The sequence below is a fragment of the Pseudomonas sp. LBUM1679 genome (assembly GCF_059695565.1).
Genome location: NZ_CP166774.1, coordinates 4,143,542 through 4,158,428 on the forward strand (window position 1 = coordinate 4,143,542; position 14,887 = coordinate 4,158,428).

12 protein-coding genes are annotated in these 14,887 nt (G+C 61.6%); 7 read left to right on the plus strand and 5 right to left on the minus strand.

The window, feature by feature from the left end; translation table 11 throughout:
• The first annotated feature begins 4 nt into the window (after positions 1-4).
• From ACA062_RS18750 to ACA062_RS18760, 3 genes are all read left to right on the plus strand, one after another.
• Positions 5-1,093 carry a 2Fe-2S iron-sulfur cluster-binding protein gene (locus tag ACA062_RS18750; protein ID WP_497452436.1) on the plus strand — a complete coding sequence of 363 codons (1,089 nt, stop codon included), beginning with the start codon at positions 5-7 and terminating at the stop codon, positions 1,091-1,093.
• A 99-nt stretch (positions 1,094-1,192) separates the two neighbouring features.
• The gene (locus ACA062_RS18755) at positions 1,193-1,939 is read left to right on the plus strand and encodes an SDR family NAD(P)-dependent oxidoreductase (protein WP_497452437.1); all 747 of its coding nucleotides are present in this window, start codon (positions 1,193-1,195) and stop codon (positions 1,937-1,939) included.
• Positions 1,940-2,011: 72 nt separating this feature from the next.
• Positions 2,012-3,592: a FadD3 family acyl-CoA ligase gene (locus ACA062_RS18760; protein ID WP_497452438.1), complete on the plus strand. Its 1,581-nt coding sequence runs from the start codon at positions 2,012-2,014 to the stop codon at positions 3,590-3,592.
• A 130-nt stretch (positions 3,593-3,722) separates the two neighbouring features.
• On the opposite strand, the gene ACA062_RS18765 is transcribed toward ACA062_RS18760, so the two are convergent.
• Together ACA062_RS18765 and ACA062_RS18770 are read right to left on the minus strand one after the other, a co-directional pair.
• Positions 3,723-4,601, minus strand: coding sequence for an SDR family NAD(P)-dependent oxidoreductase (locus tag ACA062_RS18765; protein WP_497452439.1), 879 nt, complete (start codon positions 4,599-4,601; stop codon positions 3,723-3,725).
• Positions 4,598-6,340, minus strand: coding sequence for an FAD-binding protein (locus tag ACA062_RS18770; RefSeq protein WP_497452440.1), 1,743 nt, complete (start codon positions 6,338-6,340; stop codon positions 4,598-4,600). The genes ACA062_RS18765 and ACA062_RS18770 overlap by 4 nt, the downstream gene beginning before the upstream one ends.
• A gap of 267 nt (positions 6,341-6,607) precedes the next feature.
• Here ACA062_RS18770 and ACA062_RS18775 point away from each other — a divergent pair, with 267 nt between their 5' ends.
• The 3 genes from ACA062_RS18775 (at position 6,608) to surE (ending at position 10,641) form a co-directional block, all read left to right on the plus strand.
• Positions 6,608-8,185: a DUF1302 domain-containing protein gene (locus ACA062_RS18775; RefSeq protein ID WP_497452441.1), complete on the plus strand. Its 1,578-nt coding sequence runs from the start codon at positions 6,608-6,610 to the stop codon at positions 8,183-8,185.
• Between the two features lie 23 nt (positions 8,186-8,208).
• Positions 8,209-9,588 carry a DUF1329 domain-containing protein gene (locus ACA062_RS18780; protein WP_497452442.1) on the plus strand — a complete coding sequence of 460 codons (1,380 nt, stop codon included), beginning with the start codon at positions 8,209-8,211 and terminating at the stop codon, positions 9,586-9,588.
• 75 nt (positions 9,589-9,663) lie between these two features.
• Positions 9,664-10,641, plus strand: coding sequence for a 5'/3'-nucleotidase SurE (gene surE / locus ACA062_RS18785; RefSeq protein WP_497452443.1), 978 nt, complete (start codon positions 9,664-9,666; stop codon positions 10,639-10,641).
• A 157-nt stretch (positions 10,642-10,798) separates the two neighbouring features.
• Here the strand turns inward: surE and ACA062_RS18790 are convergent, their stop codons facing one another.
• Genes ACA062_RS18790 through ACA062_RS18800 form a run of 3 tightly spaced genes read right to left on the minus strand, consistent with a single transcriptional unit; the run spans position 10,799 to position 13,672 of the window.
• Complete coding sequence (locus ACA062_RS18790; protein ID WP_497452444.1) at positions 10,799-11,923, minus strand: 3,4-dihydroxy-2-butanone-4-phosphate synthase; 1,125 nt, start codon at positions 11,921-11,923, stop codon at positions 10,799-10,801.
• Complete coding sequence (gene lipP1 / locus ACA062_RS18795; protein ID WP_497452445.1) at positions 11,920-12,846, minus strand: LipP1 family hormone-sensitive lipase; 927 nt, start codon at positions 12,844-12,846, stop codon at positions 11,920-11,922. The genes ACA062_RS18790 and lipP1 overlap by 4 nt, the downstream gene beginning before the upstream one ends.
• Entirely contained in the window at positions 12,833-13,672 is an 840-nt protein-coding gene (locus ACA062_RS18800; RefSeq protein ID WP_497452446.1) for an SDR family NAD(P)-dependent oxidoreductase, read from the minus strand. The genes lipP1 and ACA062_RS18800 overlap by 14 nt, the downstream gene beginning before the upstream one ends.
• Before the next feature lie 145 nt (positions 13,673-13,817).
• Here ACA062_RS18800 and ACA062_RS18805 point away from each other — a divergent pair, with 145 nt between their 5' ends.
• Entirely contained in the window at positions 13,818-14,861 is a 1,044-nt protein-coding gene (locus ACA062_RS18805; protein WP_497452447.1) for a 3-ketosteroid-9-alpha-monooxygenase, oxygenase component, read from the plus strand.
• Positions 14,862-14,887: the final 26 nt, after the last annotated feature.

A 14,887-nucleotide genomic window follows, 5' to 3' on the forward strand; every position in this document is an offset into this window, starting at 1 on the left:
GAACATGGGCACGCAGCAACAGAACCTGGCACCGGCTGAACAGATGACGGGAAGCTACTCATTGCAAGTGTGCGCGGTGATCGACGAGACCGCAGACGCGCGCTCACTGGTGCTTGAAATACCACCGCACCTGCGTGAACGCTTTCGCTACAAACCGGGCCAGTTCCTGAGTTTTCGCGTGCCCTGTGCCGGCAAACTGTTGACCCGCTGCTACTCCATGGCCAGCTCGCCGCTGGTGGATACGCAACCCAAGGTCACGGTGAAACGGGTCGAGGGCGGTCGAGTCTCGAACTGGATGAACGAGGTGCAGGTCGGTGACTGGTTGGAGGTACTGCCACCGGCCGGGCATTTTTGTCTGGGTGAACAACCGTCGGATAACGACACCCGGCCATTGGTGCTGTTCGGCGGCGGATCGGGCATCACCCCGGTGTTTTCCATTCTGAAATCGACGTTGCACAACAGCCGGCGACCGATCAGGTTGATCTACGCCAACCGCGATGAAGCCTCAGTGATTTTCAAGGACGAGCTGTGTCAGTTGATCAAGGCGCATCCTGATCGACTGCACGTGGTGCACGTCCTCGACTCAGTGCAGGGCTTCCTGACTGACCATCAAGTCCGTCATCTGCTGCGCGGCACGGCGGGTGGTGAATATTTCATCTGCGGGCCGGGTCCGTTCATGGACACCGTGGAACGCACGCTGCTGGGATTGGGCGAAAACGCCGAACGCATCCATGTCGAGCGTTTCATCTCGCCACCGGATCCCGACGAACTGCTGGCGGAAGAAACCCTGGCCCGGGCCGCTGCCCTCGGATCGCAGTGCGAGGCGCTGCTGGTCGAGCTCGACGGCCAGCAACACGAGATTGCCTGCCGCCCCGGCGACACCCTGCTGCAAAGTTGCAAGGCCGCCGGTCTGGACGTGCCCTCTTCCTGCGAAGAAGGTTTTTGCGGGGCCTGCATGTGCGTGGTCCAGGAGGGTGAAATCCAGCTGGCGCGCAACGATGTGCTCAGCCCCAAAGAACTGTCCGAAGGCTGGACGCTGGCGTGCCAGAGCCGTCCGACCGGTGCCCGGGTACGGCTGAAATTCCCGGATTGAACGCCCGTCAGCAATAGTCTCAACGGACGATCACCTTGGCCGGGGCTGCGGTTAGACTCGGCCACAGCATTAGCCCACAACAATAAAAGAGGTGCAGTTATGGCTCGTTTGCAGAACAAGGTCGCGGTGGTTACCGGCGGCGCTTCAGGAATCGGTCTGGCCTGCGTGCGCCGCTTCGCCGCTGAAGGCGCGCAAGTGGTGGGGCTGGACATCGGCAACGCACCGGCGGATTTCCCCGGCCTGTTCATGACCCTCGATGTGCGCGACGAATCGCAAGTCCAGCAGGTCATGCAAGAAGTCGTCAGCCATTTCGGACGCATCGACATTCTGGTCAACGCGGCCGGCGTTGCCGACCAGGGTAGCGTGACCCAGACCACTACCGCCAACTGGCAACGGGTGATGGACATCAACCTGACGGGCAGCATGCTCACCAGCAAATACGCACTGGAATCGATGGTGTCCCAACGCAGCGGTTCGATCATCAATGTCGGCTCGATCTTCGGTCTGCAAGGCTGCGACGGCAACGTGGCCTATAACGTCTCCAAGGGCGGCATCAACCAACTGACACGCTCGATGGCCATTGACTATGGCTACGCCAACATTCGCGTCAACGGTTTGTGCCCCGGCCTGATCGAAACACCGATGACCAGCATGGTCCGCGAACAGGAAGCCTTCCACGCCTTCTTCGCCTCGCAACACATGCTCAACCGCTCGGGCCAACCGGAAGAAGTGGCCAACGTCGCCCTGTTCCTGGGCTCGGACGAAGCGTCCTTTGTCAGCGGACAAATGATCGCCGTGGACGGCGGTTTCTCCGCCGGCCGCCGCTTCGCCCCACCCGCCGCCTAAGCCGCTATCCGGCCGGGCACCCTGCCCGGCCTACCCCCTTTTTCGCACTTTTCCTCTAGCCGAGGAGGCCCCATGCCGCCTGTTGCACACGCACTGACCATTCCCCAACTGTTCGCCAACGTGGCCCAGACCTACGGCGACCGTCCGGCCGTCGAGGACGCGGGCCGTTCGATCAGCTACCGAGCACTCAATCAACTGCGCCGACAAGCCGCCCGCGCATTGCTGGCACTGAACGTTCAGGCCGGGGATCGAGTTGCGATCTGGGCGCCCAATGTGTGGGAATGGATCGTCGCCGCTGGCGCGTTGCAGAGTGTCGGCGCCGCACTGGTGCCACTCAATACCCGCATGAAAGGCAGCGAGGCCGGTTACATCCTTCGCGAAAGCGGTGCTTGCGTGCTGTTCGCCATCGGTGAATTCCTCGGCGCCGATTACCCGCGCATGCTGGCGGCGGAAGCGTTGCCCGCGCTGCGCCAGATCATCACCCTGCGCGGCGGCGGATCCGGCACCCTGGGTTGGGAAGCGTTTCTCGCGTTGGCAGCCGGGGTACCGCAACTGGCACTGCAAACCCGGGAACGGGAAGTTGGCCCGCAGACGCTGTCCGACCTGCTGTTCACCTCGGGTACAACCGGAAAACCCAAAGGGGTGATGACCAGCCACGGGCAAAACCTGCGGGTAGTGCGTGACTGGAGCGAAGTGGTGGGTTTGCGTGAGGGCGATCGCTACCTGATCGTCAATCCGTTCTTCCATTCCTTCGGTTACAAGGCTGGCTGGCTGGCGGCGCTGATGCGCGGTTGCACCATCGTGCCGCAGCAAGTGTTCGATGTGCAGGCGGTGCTTGAATGCGTCCAGCGCGAACGCATCACCGTGCTGCCCGGGCCGCCGACGCTCTATCAGTCTTTACTCGCCCACCCGCAACGCCGCGACGTTGACCTGAGCTCATTGCGAGTCGCGGTGACCGGTGCCGCCGCGATCCCGGTGGAGATGATCCGGCGCATGCACGATGAACTGGGGTTCGCCACCATCGTCACCGCCTACGGTCTCACCGAAGTCTGCGGTTTTGCGACGATCTGCCGCTCTGGCGATTCCCAGGAATTGATCGCCAACACCAGCGGACGAGCCATGCCCGGCGTGGAAATCCGTTGTGTCGGCAACACCGGGCGCAGCCAGCCGGCCAATGTCCCCGGCGAGGTGCAGGTGCGCGGCTACAACTTGATGCAGGGTTATTTCAATGATCCGCAGGCCAGCCAGGAGATTCTCGATGCCGAGGGCTGGCTGCGCACCGGGGACATTGGCGTGCTGGATGAACAGGGTTATTTGCGCATCACCGACCGGCTCAAGGACATGTTCATCACCGGGGGATTTAATGTGTACCCGGCGGAGATCGAACAGTGTTTGCTGACCTATCCCGGCGTGGCTCAGGTCGCGGTCATCGGCATTCCTGACGAGCGCCTGGGTGAGGTGGCGATGGCTTTCCTGCTGCCAGCGCCGGGCATCGAGATTGAACAGTCCCGATTCCTTGCCTGGTGCCGCGAACAGATGGCCAACTACAAAGTGCCGCGCCGGGTGCGAGTGCTGGAGAGCATGCCGCTCAATGCGGCGGGCAAGGTGACCAAGAATGTGTTGCGCGAGTGGGCTTTGCAGCCAGTCAATTAAACGTAATCCCTGTGGGAGCGAGCTTACTCGCGATAGCGTCAGGTCAGTCAACATTGATGTTGAATGTGCTGCCGTCATCGCGAGCAAGCTCGCTCCCACAGGGCTTTGTGTTTGACCTGCCGAATGTGGACTAGATCACCCGCGCCGGATGCTGCTGGCGCGGGTCGCCGAGCATGGCGCGGTGTGAGGGTGGCTGACGGCCGCAGGCTTCGCTGACGCCGTAATCGGGGGCAATTTCGGCGGTGATCAGTGTCTGCCCGGAGAACGTCATCAACTGCGGGTCATTGAGCAAGGCATGAATAACCCGCCCATTGAATTGCGGGGTTTCGGCGTTGGCCAGAAACGCCCGGTATTGCTCGCCATGCTGCTCGCCGGCAATCCGTGTGCGCTCGGTCAATTGCGGGCCGAGCCACAGCGACAACGCCGCCACGCCATGCCCCTCGAAATCGATCGCCATGTCGGCCGCCAGCTTGTCGACACCCGCCTTCTGTGCGCCGTAAGCCGGCCCGTGCATGTAACACCCGGCACCGAATGACGAGGTGAAACAGACCAGCCCCTGACCGCTGCGCAGCAACAACGGCGCAGCGTAATAACTGGCGATGTAAGCCGAACGCAGACCGACATCGAGGATGCGCACCAGGTCCAGCGGTTTTCCCCAGAATGGTCCCGGCTCGATCAATTGGTCATGGATGAACGCGGCATTGTTCACCAGCAAATCCAGTTGTCCGTATTCACTTTCAACCCGAGCGAACAGCGCCTGAACCTGATCATCGTCGGCATGATCGCAGACCACCGCGATCCCCTGTCCACCCGCCGCAGTTATCGCAGCAGCCGTATCCTCCAGCGAGCCACGCAACGCATGGCCGTATAAATTCGATCCACCTTGCTCCGGAGCGCGTCCGGTGACATACACCGTCATGCCCGCAGCACCCAAGGCCAAGGCAATGCCTTGGCCGACTCCGCGACTGGCGCCCGTCACCACGGCAACCTGTTTGCGTTGACTGTTCATTCGACGCTCCTGAGCAAGGTTGTGGCCGAGCTGATCTGGCTCTGGCCCTTGATGTGATTGGCCGCCAGATAACCGAAAGTCATCGCCGGGCCTATTGTCGAACCGGCGCCGGGATACGTGCGCCCCATCATCGAAGCCGCGCTGTTGCCAATGGCATACAAACCGTTGATCGGTTGCCCGTCCTCGTGCAAGACGCGGGCGTGAACATCGGTCAGCAAACCACCCTTGGTGCCGATGTCCCCGGCGTCGATGCGCACGGCGTAGAACGGCGCTTTGAGCAACGGCGCCAGGCAAGGATTGGGCTGTACATTCGGGTCGCCGTAGTAGCGATCGAACAATGATTCACCTTTATGGAAGTCCTCGTCGACCCCCTGCACGGCCATGCCGTTGAAGCGCTGCGCAGTGCTGGCCAGGCCAGTGCCATCGACACCGATTTTTTCCGCCAGCGCCTGCAAACTCTCAGCCTTGTGAAAGTACTCACGCAAGTGTTCGGGCAGTTGCCAATCGCGCTGGGCATAGCCTGGCAGCAATGCGCCGCAGGGGTACTTGCGGCGAAACTCGGCGTCGAACACCATCCAGCACGGCACACTCACGGCCCCTTCGCGATTGTTGGCGTACATCGCGTAAACGATGTCGGTATAGGGCGCGGCTTCGTTGACGAAACGTTCGCCTGCGGAGTTGACCATGACGCAACCCGGCAAGGTTCGTTCGACGAACAGGGCACGCTGTTTTTCCTCGCCCTGGACATGGGTAGTCGGCGCCCACCAACTGTGATCCATCAGCGCGGTACGCGCGCCAATCGCCTGGCCGGCACGAATGCCGTCGCCGGTATTGTGCGGCGGCGTGGCACTCCAGAGGGCTTGCGATGGCTGGGGAAGATACTGCGTACGCATCGCCTGATTGCGCTCGAAACCACCGGCCGCGATGATCACGCCGTAGCGCGCCTTGACGTTGAGTGGCTGGCCGTTGCGACAGACGCGAGCGCCGCCAACCCGGTCGCCGACAATCAACAATTCTTCCAGTGCACAGTTCAACCAAAGGGACTTGCCGCGATCCTGCAACGAACAGCGCAAGGCACCGATCAAGGCATTGCCCAGGGTCAGGAAGCGGTCGCGGCGCGACAATCTTCGCCCCTCGCGGTCACGCCAGTAACGCCACATCACGCGCAGCGTCAACCGCAACCAGCCAGGGCCACGGCATAGCAGCACCTGCGCCTCTTTCATGGTCATCGCCATGCGTCCCATCATCAGGGTTCCGGGTGATGGCGCGCGCATCCGCAGGAACTCTTCACCCAACTCGGCAGCGTCAAACGGTTGCGGGTCCATCGAGCGATAGCCCGGTTTGCCGCCCTCGACTTCCGGGTAGTAATCGGCATACGCGGGTTGCGCCTCGAAGCGCACACGGGTCTGCTGTTCAAGGTATTCGACCATCTCGCGGCCGTGCTCGACGTAAGCTTCGATGCGCCCGTCATCAATCTCGCCGTGAGTGACCGCCCGAATGTAGGCAATCGCTTCTGCCGCTGAATCGCTGCCGCCAAGAGCCTTGATCCGGTGGTTGTCGGGTATCCAGATGCCGCCGCCGGACACCGCCGAGGTGCCACCGTACTCGGCGCTCTTCTCGATCAGCAGCGCATTGAGCCCCAGGTCATGGGCACGCAGCGCAGCGGTCATGCCCCCTGCTCCGGAGCCAATTACCAGTACATCGCAGCACTCATCCCATTTGATCCCGGCAGCTTTCATGCGGTCACCCTTGCTCAGCGCCCATCAGGCAGAAACCGCCGCCGCCAGATCTTCGCCCGGTGCAGTCGGTCTCGGGATTGTTCGCCGCGAGCCCTGAGCGGTCATCGTCCGATGGGACTAAGGCGATAGCCGCCAAGGCACTGTGCAAATCGCTTAGTCCGCTTGGACGATGTTGCGCCCGATAGCTGACTCCATAGTCGCCCACAGCACCAATCACCCCCCCCTGAAATGCAGGTCGGGCAGGTCTGACCTGGGCATGAGGACGACATGATAAAAACAATAATCGCCCCACAATCGCTGCACCCTCGCGCACAGCTGGCCATGCTGTTGCTGGCTGGTGGACTGGGCAGTCAAGCCAGCGCCATGAGTTTCCAGCCGAACGAAGATTTGAGCGTCGACTGGGATACCACACTGACTTACAGCCTGGCCTGGCGGACCGACTCCCGCGATCACAAGCTGACGGCCAACGCCAACGGCAACGATGGCAACAACGCGTTCGACAAAGGCAGCCTGATCAACAACCGCACCGGTTTCCTCACCGAAGCCAACATCAAATGGCGCGAGGATTACGGCGTGTTCCTGCGCGGGACGGGCTTCTACGACAACGTTTACGATCAGGGTAACGACAACGATACCGGCACCTCGAACTGCTTCGCCGGTGGTCATTGCAACCGTGCCGACCGTTTTTCCCAGGACACCATCGATCAGCACCGCAATGAACTGCGCATGCTCGATTACTACGCCTATGGCACTTGGGACATCGCCGGCCACAACTTCAACGCGCGCCTGGGCAATCAAGTGGTGAGCTGGGGTGAAAGCCTGTTCTACCCTGGCATTTCCGCCGCGCAAAGCCCGGTGGATGCGACCAAGGCGACTACACCCGGGGTTGAGGTCAAGGAGATTTTGCTGCCCGTCGGGCAACTGTTCACTCAGTTCAGCCTTACCGACAGTCTGGACGTGCAGGCCTACTACCAATACAAATGGGAAAAAACCGAGCTGTTCGGCGTCGGGAGTTACTTCTCCACCACCGACTTCATCGACGAGGGTGGTTTCAACGACGCCGCCGGTTTCCTCACCCGCCTCAAAGATGACAAACCGAGCGACAGCGGCCAGTACGGCGTGGCGTTCACCTACGCCGCCGAGTCGCTGAACAACACCGAGTTCGGCATTTACTACTCGCGTTATCACGACAAGACGCCGTCGCTGGATTTCCAGACGGACCTGGGACACTACCGGGTGCGCTACTTCGACAACATCGACCTGTACGGCGCGAGTTTCTCCACGGTGCTGGGCAGCGTGAGCTGGGCCGGTGAAGTCAGCTACCGCGACGGGCAACCGGTGATGGTCGACAACGGCTTCTCAAGCCCGGTACGTGGCCAGACCCTGCAGGCTCAGACGGCGATGATCTACGTGGTCGGCCCCACGTCCTGGGCCGACAACACCACCCTGACCGGCGAGCTGGTTTACAACACCGTGCTCAGCAACGACACGTCCGCCCCGGTAACGCTGGCGCCAGGTTTCTCGCTGCCGGGCACCGACAGCCTGGTCTATGACCGCGATGCCTTGGGTTACACGGTTCAAGCGAACTTTGATTACAACAACGTGTTCAGCGGCTGGGACATGTCGGTGCCCGTCACCTACAGCACCGCCGCCCAACATGACAGCGCACTGGTGGGCTCGATCAACTCAGGCCAGGGCGACGACCGCGCCAGCATCGGCAGTTCGTGGCGCTACCTGGGCAACTTCACCGTCGAAGCCCGTTACAACGCCTACCTGGGCAACGCCAACAACGCCCCGCTGGCCGACCGCGACAACGTCGCGCTCAACTTCAAATACCGGTTCTGAATCCCCTGATGGAGGAGCACAGCATGTCTAGATTTACTCACACATTGTTGGGCACGGCGCTGGCCGTCAGCCTGCTGGGCAGTGGCTTGGCTCAAGCCAAAATCAGCAATGAAGAAGCCGCTCGCCTGGGCCAGGACCTGACCCCGATGGGGGCTGAGAAAGCCGGCAACGCCGACGGCAGCATCCCGGCCTGGACCGGCAAATGGCGCGGCCTGCCGCCGCAGCTCAAATACGCTGGCCCTGGCACGCCCTACCCGGACCCTTACGCGGCAGAAAAGCCGTTGTTCGTGATCAACGCGCAGAACATAGACAAGTACGCCGACAACCTCACCGATGGCCAGAAGGCGCTGCTTAAACGCTACCCCACAACCTTCAACATTCCGGTGTACCCAAGCCATCGGGACTTCCGTTTCGATCAGCGCCTGGAAGACCTCGTCAAGAAAAACGCCGTCAGTGCCGAACTGGCCAATGACAACAACGACACGCAAAACGCCTGGGGTGCCTCGCCGTTCCCGATCCCGAAGAACGGCAGCGAGTTGATGTTCAACCACACGCTGGCCGGACGCGCCAACACCGAAGAGGCCAACTACGGGCAGGCGGTGGTTTATTCCAACAAGGAACGCGTGCTCGAAGAGGTCAATTACAAGATCTTTTCGATCTGGTCCAGCCCGGACAGGACCCTGGAGAGCGCCAACGGCATTCTCACCAACTTCCTGATCACCACCCTGGAACCGGTGCGCAAGAAGGGCGAGATTGTCGTCGGTCACGAATTCATCAACCCGACTGCCTCACCGCGCCAGGCCTGGCAGTACAGCCCGGGTCAACGACGCGTACGTCGCGCGCCGACCGTGGGTTATGACTCGCCAAGCGGCGCCGGCGGCTTCCGGGTCTATGACGAAGACCGTTTGTTCAACGGCGCACCGGATCGCTACAACTGGACCATCGTCGGCAAGAAAGAAATCTACATTCCGTACCACAACTACAAGATCGACGATCCGAGCGTGAGCAAGGACCAGATTTTGGCCACCACCGGTCATATCGATCCGCAATACATGCGCTACGAAAAGCATCGCGTCTGGGTGCTGCAGGCCACCCTCAAGGAAGGTGCCCGCCATATTTACGCCAAGCGTGTGTTGTATCTGGACGAGGACTCCTGGGCCGCTACTCTGGCGGACAACTACGACAGCCGGGGCGAGCTTTGGCGCACCAACATGCAAACCTCGATCTACGCTTACGAGCTGCAGCGCTACCACGCTCGCCTCGGGATCTACCATGACCTGATCGCCGGCTCGTATCTGGTTGACCGGATGCTGATCGATCAAAAACCCGCGAAGCTCAACGCCACCGCCTTCACTGACGACGAATTCACCCCAGGCAACCTGCGCAAACTCGGCACCCGCTAAGCCCTCCGCGCCCTGACCGATTTACTCGGTCGGGGCGTTGTGCTTTTTTACTCGCTCATTTTACGGAAACGCCCCATGAACAAACTGCTCACCGGCGTCATCGCCTTGGCCAGCGTCGGCCTGTCGATGCAGGCCAACGCCTTGAACATCCTGCTGACCAACGACGACGGCTGCCGTGCCCCCGGCATTGATGCGATGTACCGCGCGCTGACGGCCGCCGGGCATCAGGTGACCCTCGTTGGCCCGTTGAACGACAGCAGTGGCATTAGCGCTGCCAGCGTGGTCGTGCCCGGTCAGGCCCTTGCGGTGACGGAACTAGCACCTGGCAGGTTCTGCGTCGGGCCACCCGCTGGCTACGTTCCACCAGCAGGCAAGACTTCGGCCATCGGTACGCCGGTGGATGCGGTCAACGTCGGCCTGGACGTGCTGCTCAAGGACAATCCGCCGGATCTGGTAGTGTCGGGTAGCAACTTTGGCGAAAACGTCGGCCCGCTGACGCAAATGTCCGGCACCTTGAACGCGGCAGTACGCTCCATGTTCAAGGGCATTCCGGCGGTAGCGGTGTCGACGGCCATCGACATGGACTTGATCATCCGCGATCAACAGGCCGGCTATCGCAAAACCCTCGGCGCCATGGACGACACTGCGCGGTTTGCGGTGACGGTCATCGAAAAGGCGAGCCGCGCGGGCGCTCAAGCCAGACAGGCCTGCAAGGATAACCAACACACCTGTGAACTGAACGTGCTTGGGCTGCCAGGCGTCAGCGGGCTGAACCTCAACTACCCGGCGCTGGCGGCCAGTGAGGTCAAAGGCGTGAGCTTTGCCCCGATCGGCACTTGGGACCGGGTAAATTTCACTTCTCAGCGCGGAACCGATGGTGTGGTTCACGTCAACCTGGTCGCGCCGCCAACACCGACGGCCACCCAGCAACAGGCCGATGCGTATCAGCTGTGGCAAGGGCATGCGGTGATCACCGTGATCGACGGCAACATGAGCGCACCCGGTGCAGTGCAGGATCAAGCGAAGAAAATGCTGCGAGAAGTGAAACCTTAAGACACCGCAGAACCTGTGGGTGACGCGATATCTGAAAGCAACCGAAATCACTGTGGGAGCGGGCTTGCTCGCGAAGAGGCCGGCACATCCAACATCAATGTCGCCTGACGCGCAGCCTTCGCGAGCAAGCCCGCTCCCACAGGGTTATGTGTTCGGCTCAAATGATGGGTTGGAATGGCACGAACTCTGTCACTTCCAGATCAAACCCCGACACCGCCTTATAAGGCACCGGTGAACTCATCAGGCGCATTTTGCGTACGTTTTGATCTCGCAAAATCTGCGCGCCGACGCCGAGTGTCCGTTGCGGAAACTGTGGCGCTTTTGGCTTGCCACCGCTGCGTTGGCGCAATTGTTCGAGCACGCCGTCGGCGGTTTCCTTTTGCGCCAGCAACACCAGCACGCCACAACCTGCCGCCGCGATACTCGCCAGGGAACGCTCAAGGGTCCACTGCTGCGGCCCACCTTCGCTTTCGCACCCCAAGGCATCACGCAACGTTTCGATGCTTTGCACCCGCACCAGAATCGGCTGCGTGCTGTCGATCCGGCCTTTGACCAGCGCCAGATGCAGCGAGCCCTGATAGGTGTCCTGATAGGTCGTCACCTGAAACTCGCCATGAAGAGTGTGCAACGGGTATTCGCCACCACGTTCAATCGTGCCTTCGTGACGGATGCGGTAGTGAATCAGGTCGGCAATGCTACCGATGCGCAGGCCGTGGCGGCGGGCAAATTCGTGCAGTTCGATGCCACGCGCCAACTCGCCCTCCTCGTTGAGAATCCCCACCAGCGTCGCCGCCGGTTGCAGGCCGGCGAGACGGCTCAGGTCGCAAGCCGCCTCGACATGCCCGGCGCGCTGCATGACGCCACCGGGCAAGGCCTGCACCGGAAAGATATGCCCGGGTTGAACCAGATCGGCAGGACCGCTGGCCGGGTCGACTGCAACCTGAATCGAACGCGCCCGGTCCGCCGCGCTAATGCCGGTGGACACCCCGGTGGCCGCTTCAATCGAGCGGGTAAAGCCCACGCCATGCTGCGCCCGAGAATTGGGCACCATCAGGTCCAGTCCCAATTCGCGGCAACGTTGCTCGGTCAGGGCCAGGCAAATCAGCCCGCGTGCTTGCACCGCCATGAAGGTGACCGCCTCGGCCCCAGCCTGTTCCGCGGCCATCAACAACGAGCCTTCGCCGTTGTGTTCGTCGTCGGTGATGACCACCATCCGCCCGGCGGCGATGGCCTCGATCAATTGCGGCACCGTGTCGAACGTCAGGTTCGCCGCGCCGTTCAATTGAGTGCCCTGCGCAGGTCTGCCGCCGCGTCGGACAACGCTTGAGCCGCACGTTCGACAAACGGCGCCATGCTGATAAACCCGTGAATCATGCCCTCGCAGCGCTGCATACGCACTGACACGCCGGCTTCCCGCAGACGCAAGGCGAATGCCTCGCCCTCATCGCGCAACGGATCAAACTCGGCGCAGATCAGGGTGGTCGGTGGCAACTCTGCCAACCGGTCAGCGCGCAAGGGTGAAGCCAGCGGATCATCCCCCTGCCCGGTGTCCTGCAAATACTGCTGCCAAAACCAGTACATCATTGCGCCGGTGAGGAAATAGCCTTGCGCATAATCCTCATAAGACTGGCTGTCGCAATGGGCGTCGGTGACCGGGTAAAACAGGCACTGGTAACTGATCTTCGGCCCTTGGCGTTGCGCCGCGAGGCGACTGACAGCCAGCGCCAGATTACCCCCGGCGCTGTCCCCGGCCAGCGCCAGGCGACGGGCATTGACGCCGAGTTCGGCAGCATGTTCGACCAGCCAGCAGGTGGCCGCGTAACAATCCAGCGGGGCGGCCGGAAAATGGCTTTCCGGTGCCAGTCGGTAGGCGACAGACACCACGACCGCCTCTGACTGTCTGGCCAGAGAGCGGCAGAGATTGTCATGGGTATCGAGGTTACCCATAACAAAACCGCCGCCGTGGAAAAACACCAGCAGCGGCAAATTGTCTTCCTCCATCGGCCGATACAGCCGCGCATCGAGTTCACCGGTTGCGCCGGCGACCTTCAGATTTCGCACCTCGATCATCGGGTCGCCAGGAATAGGGGGCAGCAGATTATCGGAAAATTGCCGGTATTGCGCGGCGTTGATCTGGCTGAAATCGGGCACCGGCAGGTCGCTGAACTGCTGGAGCACCGCGGCGATCTGACTATCGAGCGGCATGGGCATCTCCCTCTACATCGGTCATTTGAAACTGTGGATTGGTCTCTTCCAGAATGCTTTGCACACGTCGCTCCAGCGCCGGTTTGAAACCTTTGTGGGGGAAGACCCAGAAGCGCTTTTCAGCGATGGCGGCGAACACCTGCTCCGCCAGTTCACCCGGTGTCATACCTTGGCGAATGCTGCTGTCGAGCAATTCGCTGAAGGCTGAACCTGTCGCGTCCACCACCTGGTTCGAGGCCATGATTTCACTGGCCACCGGCCCGGGGCACACCACCGAGACCGACACCGGCGCGCCGAGCATGCTCAATTCGTAATGCAGGGTTTCCGAGAGGGCGACCACGGCCTGTTTGGTGACGTTGTAAGGCGCCATCAACGGGCTGCTCAACAGGCCCGCGAGCGAGGCCGTATTGATCACATGGGCCGCCCGCCCCTGGCGTAAAAACAGCGGCACGAAACTGCGAATGCCATTGATCACGCCGCTGAGGTTGACGTTGAGCATTCGCTGCCATTGCGCCTGGCTGATTTCCCAGCTGTGGCCGGTTTGCATCACCCCGGCGTTGTTGAACAGCAGATCAACCCCGCCAAAATGTTCGAGGGCGATATCGCGCAAGCGCTCGACCTGCTCCAGGTCGCCGACATCCGTGACGCAGGCAATCGCCTGCGCACCGCCCCTCTGCAACTCATCGCACAACGCTCGCAGCCCCGTCGCATCGAGGTCGGCCAACACCAGTCGCATCCCCAGCGTCGCCGCATGCTCGGCCATGCCGCGGCCGATACCACTGGCGGCGCCGGTAATCACCGCGACCGGCCCTTGTTCATTTCTCATCGCCAACTCCTGCCATGGGTCCAATGGCATCAGTAGAGCGGGCGCGCGCAAACCGGCCATCGTCCATTCAGACGATGCCCGCTTCTACAGGGGCGGCAGAATCCGTGTCATGCGCCAAACCCGTGAACCTTGGGAGAATAATAAGATGAGTACCCTGCACCGCATCGAAGCCAAACTGCTGGAAGACCGCTACGCCCGCGGTTGGCATTGCCTGGGCCTCGCCGCCCGATACCGCGACGGCAAGGCCCATCGCCTGGAAGTGTTCGGCACCCGGTTGGTAGCCTTCCAGGGTGAAGACGGTGAGCTGCACATTCTTGATGGCTATTGCCCGCACATGGGCGCCGACCTCAGTTCCGGTTGTGTTGAAGGCAACTCGATTCGCTGCCCGTTCCACGCCTGGCGCTGGGGGGCAGATGGCGTCTGCGATGACATTCCTTATGCCAAACGCGTTCCGCCACGGGCCAGGCTCAAGAGCTGGCCGCTCATGGAAGAAAACCAGTTGCTGTTCGTCTGGAATGACCCGGAAGGCAACCCGCCACTACCCGAGCAACGCATCCCGCGCATCGACGCCTGTTTCAGTGATGAGTGGGCCGCATGGGAAGTTGCGGAACTGCAGATCGGCACCAATTGCCGCGAACTGATCGACAACGTCGCCGACATGGCGCACTTCGGCACGGTGCATGGCGCACCGGTAGAAGAATTCAGCAACATCTTCGAAGGGCATCTGGCGACCCAGATCATGAGCGCCCGCAGCGAGCGCCTGTCCGGCGACAGCGCGTTGAGCACCGTTGCCACTTACTACGGCCCGGCGTATCAGATCACCGAAATGACCGGCGCCATGAACGGCCAGCCGATCCACTCGATCCTGCTCAACTGCCATGTACCGGTCGACCTCGACAGCTTCACCCTGCGCTACGGCGTGTTGGTGAAAAAGATCCCGGGGCTCAGCGAAGAACAGAATCAGGCGATGGCCAAGGCCTATGTGCAGCAGGCACAGGAAGCCTTCTACGAAGACGTGACCATCTGGCACAGCAAGACCCGCGTCGACAACCCGTTGCTGTGTGACGGCGACGGCCCGGTCTATCAGCTGCGCCGCTGGTACGAGCAGTTCTACACCGACGTCGCGGCGCTGTCGGCGGACGTGCAGGAACACAAACGGTTTGTCGTGCGCGCCAGCGAACGGGCCTGAGTCACCGCCTGTCGCGCTCCCTGCGC

Coding starts and splice junctions, on each gene's coding strand:
- ACA062_RS18750 (WP_497452436.1), top strand. CDS start 5: ATGGGCACGCAGCAACAGAACCTGGCACCGGCTGAACAGATGACGGGA.
- ACA062_RS18755 (WP_497452437.1), top strand. CDS start 1,193: ATGGCTCGTTTGCAGAACAAGGTCGCGGTGGTTACCGGCGGCGCTTCA.
- ACA062_RS18760 (WP_497452438.1), top strand. CDS start 2,012: ATGCCGCCTGTTGCACACGCACTGACCATTCCCCAACTGTTCGCCAAC.
- ACA062_RS18765 (WP_497452439.1), bottom strand. CDS start 4,601: ATGAACAGTCAACGCAAACAGGTTGCCGTGGTGACGGGCGCCAGTCGC.
- ACA062_RS18770 (WP_497452440.1), bottom strand. CDS start 6,340: ATGAAAGCTGCCGGGATCAAATGGGATGAGTGCTGCGATGTACTGGTA.
- ACA062_RS18775 (WP_497452441.1), top strand. CDS start 6,608: ATGATAAAAACAATAATCGCCCCACAATCGCTGCACCCTCGCGCACAG.
- ACA062_RS18780 (WP_497452442.1), top strand. CDS start 8,209: ATGTCTAGATTTACTCACACATTGTTGGGCACGGCGCTGGCCGTCAGC.
- surE (WP_497452443.1), top strand. CDS start 9,664: ATGAACAAACTGCTCACCGGCGTCATCGCCTTGGCCAGCGTCGGCCTG.
- lipP1 (WP_497452445.1), bottom strand. CDS start 12,846: ATGCCGCTCGATAGTCAGATCGCCGCGGTGCTCCAGCAGTTCAGCGAC.
- ACA062_RS18800 (WP_497452446.1), bottom strand. CDS start 13,672: ATGAGAAATGAACAAGGGCCGGTCGCGGTGATTACCGGCGCCGCCAGT.
- ACA062_RS18805 (WP_497452447.1), top strand. CDS start 13,818: ATGAGTACCCTGCACCGCATCGAAGCCAAACTGCTGGAAGACCGCTAC.